This window comes from Streptomyces sp. NPDC008125 (assembly GCF_042957125.1).
GTDB lineage: Bacteria > Actinomycetota > Actinomycetes > Streptomycetales > Streptomycetaceae > Streptomyces.
Map to the genome: position 1 here is coordinate 254,240 of NZ_JBIBHR010000007.1, position 15,679 is coordinate 269,918.

A 15,679-nucleotide genomic window follows, 5' to 3' on the forward strand; every position below is an offset into this window, starting at 1 on the left:
CTGGCGGAGCCATGGGCCGCCACGGTCCTTCGGAACATCAGCGAGTGATCTTTCGAAGCGCTTCGATGCTCGGTGTCCGACGGGCAAAGTGTCAAGAGTGCAAGGGGGTTGACTCGGCCTGCCCGGCTCACGTGGGCCTCCCGGGAGCGCAGGAAACGTTACGGAAACAGCTCCGAGGAATGTGGGGACGAACCCTTGTGCGACCGGTCCCGTTCACTTAACCTCGCTGCAACATCGAAGCGCTTCGACAGCACTTCGAGGGTGCTCAGCCGGTGTCTCCGGACAGTGCCGCAGGTGGCCTGGTCCCCCGCGGTCCGTTCCCGGTCTCGCCGCCGGCGGTGGCTTCAAGCCGTCACCGCCCGGTCGGGTACCGCTCGATCCGAGTGGTTCCGTCCAGTTACGCCCACCTCAGACTCAGGAGCCGAACGGCGGTCGCCCGCCGGGTGTCGTCCTGGTGCGCCATGAAGGGTTGACGCAATGACGCCGAATTCCTCCCCCGCCATGAACCGGTCCGAGAACAACGCGACGGGCCTCAGCGCCATCACTCCGAACCGCCGGAGCTTCCTCGCTTCGAGCGCCTTCGCAGCGGTGGCCGTGGCGGGCGGCGTACCGCTGCTGGCCGCGTGCGGCGGCTCCGGATCCGACTCGGGGACCCGGGAGGGCACGACGACCGGCAAGGCGCTCAGCAAGGTCGTGCCGAGTTACGTCCCCTCCGACCTGGTGCAGCCCGACGTGGCCAGCGTCAACGGGTCGAGCCCCGGGTTCACCAAGCTGCCCGACCCGCTGGCGAAGTCGGTCAAGTCCGTTCCCGGCAAGGGCTCTTCCTTCCGGGTGATGACCCCGCTGTGGGGCACCGTCCCGAAGAAGAACAACCCGTACTACACGGCGGTGAACAAGGCGGTCGGCGCGACGCTGAACTTCGATCCGCAGGACGGCAACACGTACCAGGACAAGATCGGCGCCGTCCTGGCCGGTGACGACATCCCGGACGTGATGACCATCCCCGGCTGGAACATGCAGGGCCAGATCCGCAACGCCATCACCGCGAAGTTCGCCGACCTCAGCCCCTACCTGGCCGGCGACGCGGTGAAGAAGTACCCGAACCTCGCCAACATCCCCACCGGGTCGTGGCAGTACTCGGTTTTCGGCGGCAAGCTGCGCGGCCTGCCCATGCCCTCGCCGGTCATCGGCAACGCGATCTTCTACCGCAAGGACATCGTCGGCTCCGGCGCGGTCCCGGCCAGCGCCGACGACCTGCTCGCCTTCGGCAAGGAGTACACCGCGCCGAAGAGCAAGGTCTGGGCCTTCGACGACCTGTGGACCTGCATCCAGAGGATCTACGGCGTGCTGCCGGACGCTCCGCACTACTGGCAGCTCCAGGACGGCAAGCTCGTCCACAAGCTCGAGACGAAGGAGTACCGCGAGGCCCTGGCCTTCGCCCGCAAGCTCCACGACCTCGGCTACGTCCACCCGGACGCCGAGGCGAACAAGGACGCGGACTCCAAGATCCGTTTCACCAGCGGCCACATCGTCATGTACAACGACGGCACCGGCGGCTGGAAGGGCATGGTGACCGAACAGAAGACCGCCAACCCGAAGTTCGACATGCAGGCCCTCGACTTCTTCTCGGCCGACGGCGGCAAGCCGGTCCTCTGGCAGGACGACCCGGCCGGGATCTTCACCTTCCTCAGCAAGAAGCTCCCCAAGGCGAAGATCGAGGAGATGCTCGCCATCGCCGACTTCGCCGCCGCCCCGTACGGCACCGAGGAGTTCATGCTCACCAACTACGGCGTCCAGGGCACCCACTACGAGGTGAAGGGCGGCGTACCGACCTTCACCGACCAGGGCATCCAGGAGGCCCAGCCCTCCACCTTCCTCTTCCTCGCCTCTCCGCCGCACACCATCGCCTTCCCCGACGAGCCGAAGCTGGTCCAGGACTACGCGGGGTGGATGGCCCGGCAGGCGCCGAACATCAAGAAGCCGCTCTTCTTCGGCATGCAGATCGTCGAGCCCCAGCGGTACGCCTCCCTGTACACCCCCTTCGACGACCTGCAGAAGGACATCCGGCGCGGGCGCAAGAAGGTCAGCGACCTGGAGTCGGCGGTGTCGACCTGGAAGAAGAGCGGCGGCGACGAGCTCCGCTCCTGGTACCAGGACATCCTCGACAAGAACGGCTCCGGCAACTGACCGTACGCGGCAGACCGCAGGACCCACGCACGAACGGATAGTGGCCGCCGGGCGCAGTGACGCCCGGCGGCCGGGGCGGAGCAGCACGACATGGGGAGCTCACGGTGAAGCCACGGGCCACGGCGGCGGCCGGCACGGGCCGCGCGGCGGACGGGACCGACGTCCCGGCCGGCGAGGACGGCCGGCACGCCGCGCGGGACGGCAGTACGCCGGACGGCGGGGGCAGGGACGGCGGGGGCAGGGACGGTACGGACGGGCCGCGGGCCACCGGCAGGAGCGCGGTTTCCCGCGCGCGCGGCGGCCGGTCCGGCAAGGCGGCGGGGGGCGGCGGACGCCCGGCCTCCGGGCTGCCGTCCGGGGGCATCACCTGGCGGCACCGGCTGCGGCGGGACCGCACGCTGGTCCTGATGACGGTCCCCGCCATCGTGCTGTTGCTGATCTTCAACTACATACCGCTGCTCGGGAACATCGTCGCGTTCCAGAACTACGACGTCTACGACCTGGGCATCACCGGCAGTCCCTTCGTCGGCTTCGACAACTTCACGCGGATCTTCGACGACTACCGCTTCTGGGAAGTCCTGATCAACACGCTGGTCATCTTCCTGACGCAGCTGATCCTCTTCTTCCCGATCCCGATCGCCATCGCGCTGCTCCTGAACAGTCTGATGAGTGCACGGGTGAAGGCGTGGGTGCAGGCGATCGTCTACCTGCCGCACTTCTTCTCCTGGGTCCTCGTCGTCACCGTCTTCCAGCAGATGTTCGGCGGCGCCGGGCTCGTCGCCCAGTGGCTGCGCGAACACGGCCACGAGGGCTTCGACCTCATGACGAACCCCGGGTTCTTCAAGTTCCTGGTGACCGCGCAGGCCGTCTGGAAGGACGCGGGCTGGGGCGTCATCGTCTTCCTCGCCGCGCTCGCCGCCGTCAACACCGACCTGTACGAGGCCGCCGCGGTGGACGGCGCCGGACGCTGGCGCCGCATGTGGCACGTCACGCTGCCCGCGCTGCGCCCGGTGATCGCCCTGCTGCTGGTGCTGCGGGTCGGCAGCGCGCTCAACCTGGACTTCGAGCAGATCCTGCTCCAGCGCGACCAGGTGGGCGCCGGCGCCTCCGAGATCCTCGACACCTACATCTGGTGGACGGGCATCAAGACCGGCGACTTCGGCTACGCCGCCGCGGCCGGGATCTTCAAGGGACTGTTCAGCGTCGCCATGGTGCTGGGCGCGAACAAGGTCGCCCACATGCTGGGCGAGCAGGGGGTGTACTCCAAGAAATGACGACTCTCCTGGACCTCGAGAAGACCCCGGGCGGGTGGCCCGTGGACGCCCCGGCCCGCACACCGTTGCAGCGTCTTCTGGGCACCGAGCGACGCCCCGCCTGGGAGGACGAGCCGACGAAGGCCGGGCTCGCCTTCAAGGGCTTCGGCCTGGTGGCGATCTGCGCCGTGATCCTCATCCCCATCTGGGTGGTGGTCGTCACCAGCCTCTCCGACACCAAGGCCATCAACGACGCGGGAGGCCTGGTCGTCTGGCCGAAGAGCGTTACCTTCGTCGCGTACAAGGAGCTGCTGAGCGGCGGCGCGGTCACCCGGGCCGCGATGGTCAGCATCGGGCTGACCGTCGTCGGCACGGTGTTCAGCATGGTGATCTCGATCCTCTGCGCCTACGGACTCAGCCGGCGCGACTCCATCGCCCACCGGCCGCTGCTGATGACGCTCATGGCGACGATGTTCTTCGGCGCCGGTCTCATCCCCACGTACCTGCTGGTGACCGGGATCGGCCTGAGCGACAGTTACTGGTCGATGATCCTGCCGAGCGCGATCTCGGTCTTCAACATCCTGGTGCTCCGGGGCTTCTTCATGGACACCGCGCCCGAACTGATCGACGCGGCACGCATCGACGGCGCCGGCGAGTGGCGCATCCTGCTCCAGATCGTCATGCCGCTCTCCCGCGCCGTGGTCGCCGTCATCTCCCTGTTCTACGCGGTGGGTTACTGGAGCCAGTGGTTCAACGCCATGCTCTACATCCAGGACAGCGACAAGTACCCGCTCCAGATGATCCTCCGTCAGCTGGTGCTCCAGCACCAGGTGCCGCCGGGTGCGATGGGGGCGGCGGTGAGCAGCGGGCAGATCAACAGCCTCGCGGTGCAGATGGCCGTCATGGTCCTCGCGCTGATCCCGGTGGCGGTGCTGTCGCCGTTCGTCCAGAAGCACTTCCAGAAGGGGATGCTCACCGGGGCCGTGAAGGGCTGAGCCCACCGCGTTCTCCGCTGCCGTACGTGCCGCGCGCCGGTCCTCCCGCGCGCGGCACGGAGCGTCCTCGCCCCTCTCCCGCTCCCCTCTCCACCCGCTCCTCGCCCGCTCCCGGAAGGACTCCGCCATGCCCGCGTTCCGTTCCGATCCCGGTCCCACCGCCGCGACCGCCTCCACCGAGCCGTCGTCGCCCGGGCGACGCTCGGTGCTGGCCGGGGCGGCCGCCGTCGCCGCGGCCACCTGCGTGCTCCCCGCCGCCGGTACGGCTTCGGCGGCGGAACGGTCCTCCGGCCGGCCGAGGACCGAGGCGTACCGCTGGCGGACCGCCGCCATCGGCGGCACCGGGTTCGTCACCGGGCTGATGTTCCATCCGTCGGTGCGCGGCCTGGCCTACGCCCGGACGGACATCGGCGGCGCCTACCGGTGGGACGCCGCGAAGGCCCGCTGGACGGCGCTCACCGACTTCACCGGCTGGGACGACTGGAACCTGCTCGGCGTCGAGGCGATGGCCGTGGACCCGGCCCACCCGGACCGGGTGTACCTCGCGCTCGGTACGTACGCCCAGTCCTGGGCGGGGCCGGGTGCGGTGCTGCGCTCCGAGGACCGGGGCGCGACCTGGACCCGTACGGACCTGGCGGTGCGGCTCGGCGCCAACGAGGACGGCCGGGGTACCGGTGAGCGCCTGCTGGTCGACCCGCGCGACAGCGGGACCCTCTGGCTCGGCACCCGGCACGACGGGCTGCTGCGCTCCACCGACCGGGGCGCCACCTGGGCACCGGATTCCTCCTTCCCCGCCGTCCCGTCCGCCTCCGGCCAGGGGGTCACCCTGCTGGTGGCCGCGGGGCGGACGGTGTACGCGGGCTGGGGCGACGGCACCACTTCCCTGTACCGCTCGACCGTGTCCGGCGGATGGGAGCCGGTGCCCGGCGCGCCGGTGGCCGACGGAGCGACCAGGGTGCCGGTCCGCGCCGCGTACGACGCCGCCTCCCGCGCCCTGTACGTGAGCTGGGCGAACGGTCCCGGGCCCAACAACCAGAGCGACGGCGCGGTGCACCGCCTCGACACGGTGACCGGCGCCTGGTCGGACGTGACGCCCGTGGTGCCGGGCGGGGCGGACGCGTTCGGCTATGGAGGAATCGCCGTGGACGCGCGGCGCCCCGGAACGGTCGTCGTCTCCACCAACAACCGCTGGGGGCCGGTCGACACGCTCTTCCGCTCCACCGACCACGGGCGCACCTGGACCTCCCTCAAGGACACGGCGGTGCTGGACGTCTCGGAGACGCCGTACCTGCGCTGGGGCGGGGAGGCGAAGTTCGGCTGGTGGATCCAGGCAGTCGCGGTCGACCCCTTCGACTCGCGCCACGTCGTGTACGGAACCGGCGCCACGGTCTTCGGCACCCGGGACCTGGTGCACTGGGCGCCGGAGATCCGGGGCCTGGAGGAATCGTCGGTACGCCACCTGGTCGCGCCGCCCACCGCCCGGGGCGCCCGGCTCCTCAGCGGGCTGGGGGACATCGGGGTGATGTACCACGAGTCGCTCACCTCCTCGCCCTCGCGCGGGATGGCGTCGGACCCGGTCTTCGGCACCGCGACCGGCCTGGCCCTCGCGGCGCGCGTCCCCTCGTACGTCGTACGCACCGGCTGGCCCTCGGGGTCGGACGCCGCCGGGGCGTACTCCCTCGACGGGGGCGCCAGTTGGCGGCCGTTCGCGGCCCAGCCGGAGATCGCGGCGTCCGCGCCGGGACCGATCGCGCTGAGCGCGGACGGGAAGACCCTGCTCTGGACGTTCATCCACTGGGACGGCACGAAGTACCCGGCGCACCGGTCCGTGGACGGCGGCGCGAGCTGGAGCGAGGTGCCGTCGTTCCCGAAGGGCGCGACACCCGTCGCCGACCCGGTGGACTCCGCCCGTTTCTACGCGTACGACACGGACACCGGTACCGTCCACCGCTCCACGGACGCGGGCGCGAGCTTCACCGCCGGCGCGACCGGACTGCCCTCCGGGGACGCCCAGTTCAAGCTGGCGGCGGCGCCGGGCAGGACGGGCGACCTCTGGCTGTCGGCGAAGACCGGCGGGCTGCGCCGCTCGACGGACGGCGGCCGGACGTTCACCGCCGTGGCCGGGGTCCAGGAGTCGCACGCGCTGGGCTTCGGCAGGGCGGCCCCTTCCGCGAAGGGCCGGCCCGCACACCCGGGGTATCCCGCGGTCTTCCAGACGGGACGGGTGTCCGCGACCCACGACGGGGTGGCGGTACTGCGCTCCGACGACGCGGGCGCCACCTGGATACGCATCAACGACGACCAGCATCAGTGGGGGTGGACCGGCGAGGTGATCACCGGCGACCCCCGTGTCCACGGCCGGGTGTATCTGGGCACCAACGGCCGGGGCATCCAGTACGCCGACCCGGAATGAGGATCGAGAACACCATGCCGTCCCTGCGTGACGCCACCCGTGGCCGCCTGCTCTTCGGCGGCGACTACAACCCCGAGCAGTGGCCCGAGGAGGTGTGGGCCGAGGACGTGGCCCTCATGAAGGAGGCCGGGGTCAACTCGGTGACGCTGGGCGTCTTCTCCTGGGCGAAGATCGAACCCCGCCCCGGTGCACGGGAGTTCGGATGGCTCGACCGGCTGATGCGGCTCATGGAGGAGAACGGCATCGGGGTGGTCCTCGCCACCCCGACCTCCTCCCCGCCGCCGTGGATGGGCGCGCTGCACCCGGAGACGCTGCCGCGCGCGGAGGACGGTTCCGTCGTCTGGTACGGCTCGCGCCAGCACTTCTGCGCGAGTTCACCGGTGTACCGCCGGTACGCCGCAGCCCTCACCGAGGACCTGGCGGCCCGGTACGCCGGCCATCCGGCGCTGACCATGTGGCACATCAACAACGAGTACTGCACGCACTGCTGGTGCGACGGGACGGCGGCGCACTTCCGCCGCTGGCTCGCCGGCCGGTACGGCTCGCTCGACGCGGTCAACGAGGCCTGGGGGACGGCCTTCTGGAGCCAGCGGTACGACACCTGGGCGGAGATCCTGCCGCCCCGCAAGGCCCAGTACACGCGCAACCCCACACAGACGCTCGACTTCAAGCGGTTCACCTCGGACGCCCTGCTGGAGTGCTACTCGGCCGAGCGCGACATCGTGCGCCGCCACTCCCCCGCTCTTCCGGTGACGTCCAACTTCATGCCGCTCTGGTCGGGTCAGGACGCGTGGGCGTGGGCCGGGCAGGAGGACGTCGTCTCGGTGGACGTCTACCCGGACCCGGCGGACCCGGGCGCGGGGCAGTACAACGCGATGCTCGCCGACATGACGCGCTCGCAGGCCCGGGGGCCGTGGATGCTGATGGAGCAGGCCGCGAGCGCGGTCAACTGGCGCCCGGTGAACCACCCGAAGCCCCGCGGGCTGAACCGGCTCTGGTCCCTCCAGTCGGTGGCCCGGGGCGCGGACGCCGTCTGCTACTTCCAGTGGCGCCAGTCCCGGCAGGGCTCGGAGAAGTTCCACTCCGGGATGGTGTCGCACGCGGGCCCCGAGGGCCGATCCTTCCGGGAGATCACCCGCATCGGCGCCGAACTGGCCACCCTCGCACCGGAGGTGAGCGGCACCCACGCCCCGGCCGAGGTGGCGGTGCTGCACGACTGGGACGCCTGGTGGGGCAGCGCGCAGGAGGGCCGCCCCTCCTCGCACCTGGACTACCCGGAGATCGTACGGGCCTGGCACCGGGCACTCTGGGAGAACGGCACGGCGACCGATTTCGCCCGCCCGGAGGCGGACTTGAGCGGCTACCGGATGGTCGTGGTGCCGCAGCTCTACCTCCTGACCGACGCGGCCGTCGACAACCTGGTCGCGTACGTGGCGGCTGGCGGCACCCTGGTCAGCGGGTTCTTCACCGGCGTCGCCGACGTGGACGACCGCATCCGGCCTGGCGGCATGGACGCGCGGCTGCGCGAGCTCTTCTCGATCCGCACGCTCCACGAGTGGTGGCCCGTCGAGCCGGACGCGAGCGTCGCCTGCGACGGTTTCCGGGGTCTGCTGTGGTCGGAGGAGCTGGAGGCGGACGGCACCGGCGAGACCGTCGCCGCGTACCGGGGCGGCGAACTGGACGGACTGCCCGCCGTGCTCCGCAAGGGCGGCGCCTGGTACGTCTCGACGCTTCCGGAGCCCGGCGCCCTGCGCGATCTCCTCGCCCGGGTGGCCGGTGAGGCGGGCGTCGGTCCCGTGGTGACCGGACTGCCCGAGGGTGTCGAGGCGGTACGGCGCGGTGAGCTGCTCTTCCTCCTCCATCACGGGCAGGGCGCGGTGACCGTGCCACTGCCGGGCGTCCACGTCGACGTGCTCACCGGCGCGAAGGCGGACGGAGCGGTGGAGCTGGGGCGTTACGGCGTGGCGGCCCTGCGGCCGGCCGGTGCGGCATGAGCTCGGGCACCTGGGAGCCCCGGCCCGCGGCGCGCTGGGAGGACGCCTTCCTCAGCGGCAACGGACACCACGGGGCGATGGTGTACGGCGACCCGGTCGACGACCGGGTGATCGTCAACCACCACGCCCTCGTCCGGCCCAACGGCAGCGAACACCTCCGTCCGCCAGAACTCTCCGATGAACTCGGGCCGCTGCAGGACGCGTTGCTCGCCGGGGACACCGAGGCGGCCGAGCACTTCGGCGCGGGCCGGCCGCTGGTGTGGGTCCAGCCGTTCCATCCGGCGTTCCAGACCCGGGTGCGACGGAGCGGGGCGGAGGCCATGGCCGACGGGGACAACGGCACCCTCCCGTACGGCACTTCGACCGGGTCCGATGCCGGTTCCGCAGACCCGGCGCCCTACCGCCGCGCACTGGACTTCACCACGGGCGAGGCCACCGCCTCCTCGGGCCCGTGGCGCAGCCAGGTGTTCGTGTCGCGGGCCGACGACGTGATCGTGCAGCACATCACCGGACCGGCGCCGGACACCGTGGTCACGCTCGACCCGGCCCTGCCCGGCGCTCCGGCGGCACTCTCGATCGGCCGCTCCACCGTACTGACACCGCACGGCGCCCGGCTCGCGCTGCGGCTGCGGTACCCGGACAGCGAACTGTCCTGCGTCGGCGTGACCGTGCTGCGTACGGAGGGCGGCACGGTCTCGGTGGACGGCGACGGCGTACGCGTCACGGGCGCCCGGAGCCTGCTGCTGCTCACCCGGGTACGCCGGGGCCCCGGCGACCCGGACGTGGAAGCCGAGTGGGCGGCACTGCCGGTCGCCGACTATGCCGCGCTGATGGAACGTCATGCACCGCTCCATGGAGCCGCGTTCGCCCGGTGCTCACTCTCCCTGCACGACGGCAACCCGGACCGGCCGGACCTCCCCGGCAGTGAGCTGCTGCGCCACGTGGACAGCCCAGCGCTGCTGGAGCGGCTCTTCGCGGCAGGCCGCTACCACCTGCTCTCCGCTTCGGGGCTGTTGCCGCCCCGGTTGACCGGGCTGTGGACGGGAGACTGGAACACGGCCTGGTCGGGTGCGTTCACCACCAACGCGAACCTCAACCTCCAGCTGGCCTCGGCCGCCGCGGCAGGCCTGCCCGAGGTGCTCGACGCCCACGCCCGCCTGGTCGCGGGCCAGTCGGAGCACTGGCGGGACAACGCCCGCGCCCTCTTCGGCACCCGGGGCATCGTGGCGCCCTCCCATTCGGACGGCGAGTCCGGCCACACCCGCCACTTCCAGCGGGCCTATCCGCTGCACCTGTGGACGGCCGGCGCCGACTGGCTGCTGCACCCCTTGCTCGAACGCGCGGCGACCACCGGGGAGACCCCGGAGGCGCTGGTCTCCTCCTGTGTCGAGGTGGCCGACTTCTACACGGACTTCCTGACCCGCCGGGCCCCCGACGGGAGAGTGGCGATCGCCCCCTCGTACTCGCCCGAAAACCGTCCTTCGAACGCGAGTTGGGGCACCGTCAACGCCACGATGGACATCGCGGCGGCTCGTCACGCCCTGACGACGGCGGCGGAGCTCGCCCCCGCCCATCCGGACGCGGACCGCTGGCGCGCCCTGGCCCGCCGGCTCCCGCACTACCTGGTCAACGAGGACGGCGCGCTCGCGGAGTGGGCGTGGCCCGGGCTGCGCGAGACGTACGACCACCGCCACCTCAGTCACCTCTACCCGGTGTGGCCGCTCGACGAGATCAACCCGTACGACACTCCGGGACTGGCCCGCGCCGCCCACCGTGCGCTGGAGTTGCGGGGTTCGGAGAACGACTCGGCCCACGGCCATCTGCACCACGCGCTGGTCGCGGCGCGGCTGCGGGACGGTTCGCGGGTGTCCTCGGCGCTGGCGTCGGTCCTGGCCGGGGACTTCTTCCACGACTCGCTGATGAGCGCGCACTACCCGGGCCGCGACGTGTACAACGCGGACGCCGCCCACGCGCTGCCGGCGGTAGTGCTGGAGATGCTGGTCCAGTCGGCACCGGACCGCCTGGTCCTGCTGCCCGCGCTCCCGGCCGCCTACCCCCGGGGCTCGCTCCGGGGAGTGCGTACGAGGTTCGGCGCGACGCTCGACCTCGAATGGACCCCCGAGGAGGTCACCGCGGTGCTCCGGCCCGCCCGCGATGCCCGCGTCGAGCTGCGTACGGGGCCGCCACCGGGCGCCCCGGCGGGTGCGGCGGAGCCGGGCGCGGCGTCCTGGATCACACTCGGCGCGGGGGCCGACCGGGTCCTGACGGTGCCGCGCCGGGGGGCGGCAGACGGGTGAACGGCCGGGCGGCCCATCCGTGGGTGCGCTCCCGGCCGGTCGCGGCGTTCGCGCGACCGGCCGGGAGCCGACGGGCCCGCCGGGACGGCTCACACCGCGGGCGCCGGCCCCGTACTCGCCCGTATCGTCAACTCGGGTGCGATCAACTCGACTTCGTCCTTGCCGCAGCCGGTGAGCCTGGCCACCACCAGCTCGACCGCCCGGCGCCCCATCTCCTGGGCGGGGATGGCGACCGAGGTGAGCCGCACCGAGGCCTGCGCCGCCACCTGTTCGGGGCAGACCGCGACGACCGACACGTCCTCCGGCACGGCCCGGCCCTGCTGCTGGAGGAGGTTGAGCAACGGCTCCACGGCGGACTCGTTCTGGACGATGAACCCGGTGGTGGCCGGCCGTTCGTCGAAGATCCGGGACAGGGTCTGCGCCATCGCCGCGTAACCGCCCTCGCAAGGCCGGTGCAGCACGGTCACTCCGGTCTCCCGCGCCTTGGCGCGGATGCCGTCGATGGTGCGTTCGGCGAAGCCGGTGTGCCGTTCGTAGACGGCCGGCGCCTCACCGATCACCGCGACCTCGCGGTGTCCGAGTCCGGCGAGGTGATCCAGACACAGCGCCCCGGTCGCCTCGAAGTCGAGGTCCACACAGGTCAGTCCGGCCACGTCGGCGGGCAATCCGATGAGGACGGCGGCCCGTTCGGTGTCCCGGAGCACGGGGAGACGCTCGTCGTGCAGTTCCACGTCCATGAGGATCAGCGCGTCGGCGAGCGAACTCCCGGCGATCCGCCGGACCGCCGCCGGGCCCTCCTCGCCGGTGAGGAGCAGCACGTCGTAGCCGTGCGTGCGGGCGGTCGTGGCGACCGCGATGGCGATCTCCATCATCACCGGCACGTACATGTCCGTACGCAACGGCACCATCAGGGCGATGATGTTGGAGCGACTGCTGGCGAGCGCGCGGGCCCCGGCGTTGGGGTGGTAACCGAGTTGCTGGATGCTCAGCTCCACGCGCTCCCGGGTGGGAGCGGAGATGGACCGCTTCCCACTGAGGACGTAGCTCACCGTGCTCGCGGAGACTCCGGCGTGCTGGGCGACCTCGGCCAGGGTGACCATGCGCTCTCCCTTACGGGTGACAGTGACGAGTGGGGTGCGACGGAACAACAGAGAGAACGGAACATTTGGTGAAGCGCTTCGAAAGGAGCGACTTCCCCCTCAATTCCCCTCTGACATGCGGGGATTCAATCCAGGCTAGACGGACTCCTGTGAACTGTCCAGAGAGGTGTCGAAGCGCTTCGACACCATCCGGAACGTCAGGGAGCGGGAAGCCCCGCCCCGAACAGCCTGGGGAGCCCCACGGCTCCGGAGGGCCGGGAACACCCTCGCGTCGGGCCCGCCACCGCTCCGGCTCCCACCACCGCCGCCCGCTGACCCGGTGACCTGCGTCCGTACGGTGCCATGGGCTGTTCCGTTCCTCGGTCCCCCGTGAAGACAGGGGGTTCGGACTCGTAGTCGCCGCACGGAACCAAAAGGTTGCCGTCGGTTGACCACCCCTTCGAGAAATTCGCCCGATGCCGCCTCGGCGGAGCCCCTGCGCCGCGCGGGCCTCTTCGACCCATTCCTGCACCAGATCGTGGAGGTCGAGCAGGCGGACGCCCCGGACGAGCGCGTCCGGCGCACCGGGAGGGTCTGGCCCGGACTGTGGCTGGGGCCGCTGCTGTTCAGCCGGGCGGGAGTACGCGTCCGGGCCGGCGCGTGGCACGCGGCAGCGCGGCAGCGCGGCGTGGCCGACCGCTCTCCGCTCTGCCGGACCTTCCTGCGCCGCTACCAGCCCCCGGTCGACCTGTCGCGGGGCTGGGGCAGCAACGCGCAGTGGCCCACCTGGTTCCGCCTGACCACCGCCCGCTCCCGGGCAGACACCTCAACGCGGACGGCCGCCAGGACATCGACGCCGCAGAGCACCTCGACCCCTCCGAGGCACTGCCGGCTCCGGAGGAAAGGCGTCAACCGGTCCTGAACCGCTGCCTCTTGCGCACACCCGAGAACGCCGCCTCGCCGGCCTCGCACATCTCGCGGGAGAGGGACTTCCACCCGTACGGCCGGCGGGGCCCCTCCTCCGGAGAAGCCGCCGGCCGGGCGCCCCGGTAAGGGCGTCCCACCCGGCCCCGTCGTGGGCCGGGTGGGACGCCTCGGACCCGAGCCCCCGGCCCGCCCGTTCACCTCGCCGGGGCGGGCTTCTCCGGCTTGTTGCGCTCATGGGCTTCGAGTGCCGCCCTCGCCCGGTCGATCACCTCGTCGCCACGGCCCCGGGCCCGCCCCACCGCGAGGTCGATCGCCTTCCGCACCCGGAAAGCCTCACCGTGGACGTACGAAACCCCCGAGGACTTCTGGCGGTTGCTCACGGAGATCAGGGTGAGCCCGGCGCCCTCGTCGTGCTCGTGGCCGAGCCACTTCCCGTACGCCCACTCCCGCCGGCCTCCCGGACCGCTGAACAGGACGCGCCGGTCGGTGACGGCCAACTCCCCTGCCCAGGTGGTCTCCAGATGGCTGACACCCTGCCGGGTGCGCACCTCCACGAGGGAGGCGGGCGCGACGAACAGCACGCGCTCACCGGACTTGCGCGCCGCCCATCGGAAGTCCGCCGCGCTGTACTCCGTGCCGTCCAGTCCGCGCACGAAGTCGTGTTCCGCCGCGAGCCGTTCGCGGGTGCTCAGCCAGACGGCCAGCTGACGCCCGTGCGCCTCCTCGGCGCGGCGGCGCTCGTCCTCGCGCCGGCGTTCCTCGGCTTCCTGCCGGGCCACCACGGCCAGCGCCGCCCGCTCCCGGGCTGCGATCCGCGCGGATTCGCGGCGTCGGGCCCGCCACACGATGATGGCCCTGCGCCGCCGCCACAGAGTCGCGCCGACGGCGGCCGCCACGACCAGGACCGCGGCGAAGCCCAGCAGGGCGTTCCGGATCTCGGTACCGGTCATGTCGTCCGAGACCCGCACGACGAGTTCCCGCCCGGTGCTGTTGCCGTGCGCGTCGGTGAGCCGGGCCACCAGCCGGTGGTCGCCGGGATCGGCGTGCCAGGTCAGCACCTGGTGCCCGCGGTCCAGGGCCACGGAACGCCTCCGGTCCGCACCGTCGAGCCGCAGTGCGGCGCCTCGTTCGCCGGTCACCGTCAGCACCACGTCACCGTGGCGCGCCCGTTCCTCGTCGTAGCCGAGGTGCAGGGCCGGGGCGGTCGTGTCCACGACGAACTCCGCCGAGCGCGTGACCCCTTCACGCCCGAACGGGTCGGTCAGCGTCACCGTGGCCCGGTACGCCCCGTCCTCCAGCGGAAGGGTCACGCTGCCGTGCCCGTCGCCGTCCAGCCGGACGGACTCCGTCCCGTCCCCCGCGGCCACGGTCCCCGTCGATCCCGGCGGCCCGACGACCTCCACCCGGGTGCGGTCTCCTTCCTGGGCTTCCGTCAGCACCCGGGGCCGGAGCGCCTTCAGCGCGACGCGGACGCCCGCCTCCGTACGGGTGCGGTTGCCGGCCTCGTCCCGTACGACGGCGACGAGCCGATAGGAGCCGTCCGGCAGCCGGAGCGATCCGGTGACCGTTCCCGCGACACCGACGGTGCCGCTCAGCGCTTCCTCGCGGCCCTCGACCGTCACCTCGTACGAGGCGCCCGTCTCGGCGTCGAGGGACACCTCGGCCGCCCCCGTCTCCGGGTCCGTCGCCCCCAGGGCGGGCGTGCCCGCCTCGGGGGCGGTGCCGTCGACCGTCACCGTGAACTCGTCGCTCGCCTCGCTGGTGTTGCCCGCGGAGTCGACGGCCACGACGGTGTAGGCGTGCTCGCCGTCCTCCGCGTCGAAGGCGACCTTCTGCTCCGCCCCGGTGGCGGTGGCGCGGGCGACGACCGAGTCCGCCTCGTCCCGCACCTCGATCCGGGACTTCCTCTCGGCCGACACCACAACGCCGACGCGCCCACCGGCGCCCGCGTCCGCGCCGCGCGTGGTGGGCTGTCCGGGTGCCTCGTCGTCCAGGACCACATCGGCGTCCGCACCGGGGTCGGCGCCCGTGCCGGCGCCCGAGTCGCTTCCGCTGCCCGCTCCCGTTCCGGAGCCCGGCAGGGAGCTGTACCCGCATTCGGAGAAGTACCCGAGGTCGCCGCAGACGTACGAGCCCGTGTCGGAGGGGCAGGAATGCCATCGGTGGCAGCCGTCCCGGTGAGCGGCGGCGGGTGACGCCCCCACCCCGAGCGCGACGGCGGCGACGAGCAACGTGAACATGGCCATCACGGCACGTCGAAGGCTGGTGCGTATCCCCACGCGGCTGGTCCCCCCGGCTCAGCGACGGCATTCTGCACGCCGAAGGACGGGATCTTGTCAGGCGATGTGAAGGAATGGCAAATGACCCATGGAGTACCTGCGGTGCCGGGAGGCCGTCAGTCACTGTCCGCAGAGGAATCACCCCGGAGCGCGGTCCGGTGAGACGCTACGCACCGTACCCACAAGGGCTTCACCCCTGTGAAGGTTCGGGCGTAAATGTTCGAATTTCTCGACCTTCTCTTACGTTGGTCGTTC

At 71.8% G+C, this 15,679-nt stretch carries 9 protein-coding genes; 7 read left to right on the plus strand and 2 right to left on the minus strand.

Translation table 11 applies throughout. The annotated features are described in order from the left end of the window. Positions 1-477 precede the first annotated feature (477 nt). From ACFZAX_RS14770 to ACFZAX_RS14795, 6 genes are all read left to right on the plus strand, one after another. Positions 478-2,187, plus strand: a complete 1,710-nt coding sequence (locus ACFZAX_RS14770; RefSeq protein WP_390961772.1) for an extracellular solute-binding protein — start codon at positions 478-480, stop codon at positions 2,185-2,187. A 104-nt stretch (positions 2,188-2,291) separates the two neighbouring features. After that, complete coding sequence (locus ACFZAX_RS14775; RefSeq protein ID WP_390961773.1) at positions 2,292-3,461, plus strand: ABC transporter permease subunit; 1,170 nt, start codon at positions 2,292-2,294, stop codon at positions 3,459-3,461. After that, positions 3,458-4,435 (plus strand): ABC transporter permease subunit, encoded by a 978-nt coding sequence (locus ACFZAX_RS14780; protein WP_390961774.1) that lies wholly within the window; start codon positions 3,458-3,460, stop codon positions 4,433-4,435. Before ACFZAX_RS14775 ends, ACFZAX_RS14780 begins: the two co-directional genes overlap by 4 nt. Before the next feature lie 127 nt (positions 4,436-4,562). Continuing rightward, positions 4,563-6,848, plus strand: a complete 2,286-nt coding sequence (locus ACFZAX_RS14785) for a 1,4-beta-glucanase (RefSeq protein ID WP_390961775.1) — start codon at positions 4,563-4,565, stop codon at positions 6,846-6,848. Between the two features lie 14 nt (positions 6,849-6,862). Continuing rightward, the gene (locus ACFZAX_RS14790; RefSeq protein ID WP_390961931.1) at positions 6,863-8,842 is read left to right on the plus strand and encodes a beta-galactosidase; all 1,980 of its coding nucleotides are present in this window, start codon (positions 6,863-6,865) and stop codon (positions 8,840-8,842) included. Beyond that, on the plus strand, positions 8,839-11,139 hold the full coding sequence (locus ACFZAX_RS14795) for a glycoside hydrolase N-terminal domain-containing protein (RefSeq protein WP_390961776.1): 2,301 nt from the start codon (positions 8,839-8,841) through the stop codon (positions 11,137-11,139). The genes ACFZAX_RS14790 and ACFZAX_RS14795 overlap by 4 nt, the downstream gene beginning before the upstream one ends. Before the next feature lie 89 nt (positions 11,140-11,228). Here the strand turns inward: ACFZAX_RS14795 and ACFZAX_RS14800 are convergent, their stop codons facing one another. Further along, positions 11,229-12,239, minus strand: a complete 1,011-nt coding sequence (locus ACFZAX_RS14800; protein ID WP_390961777.1) for a substrate-binding domain-containing protein — start codon at positions 12,237-12,239, stop codon at positions 11,229-11,231. Between the two features lie 427 nt (positions 12,240-12,666). Here ACFZAX_RS14800 and ACFZAX_RS14805 point away from each other — a divergent pair, with 427 nt between their 5' ends. After that, entirely contained in the window at positions 12,667-13,140 is a 474-nt protein-coding gene (locus ACFZAX_RS14805; RefSeq protein ID WP_390961779.1) for a hypothetical protein, read from the plus strand. 199 nt (positions 13,141-13,339) lie between these two features. On the opposite strand, the gene ACFZAX_RS14810 is transcribed toward ACFZAX_RS14805, so the two are convergent. Then, entirely contained in the window at positions 13,340-15,385 is a 2,046-nt protein-coding gene (locus ACFZAX_RS14810; RefSeq protein ID WP_390961781.1) for a hypothetical protein, read from the minus strand. Between the last annotated feature and the right edge of the window lie 294 nt (positions 15,386-15,679).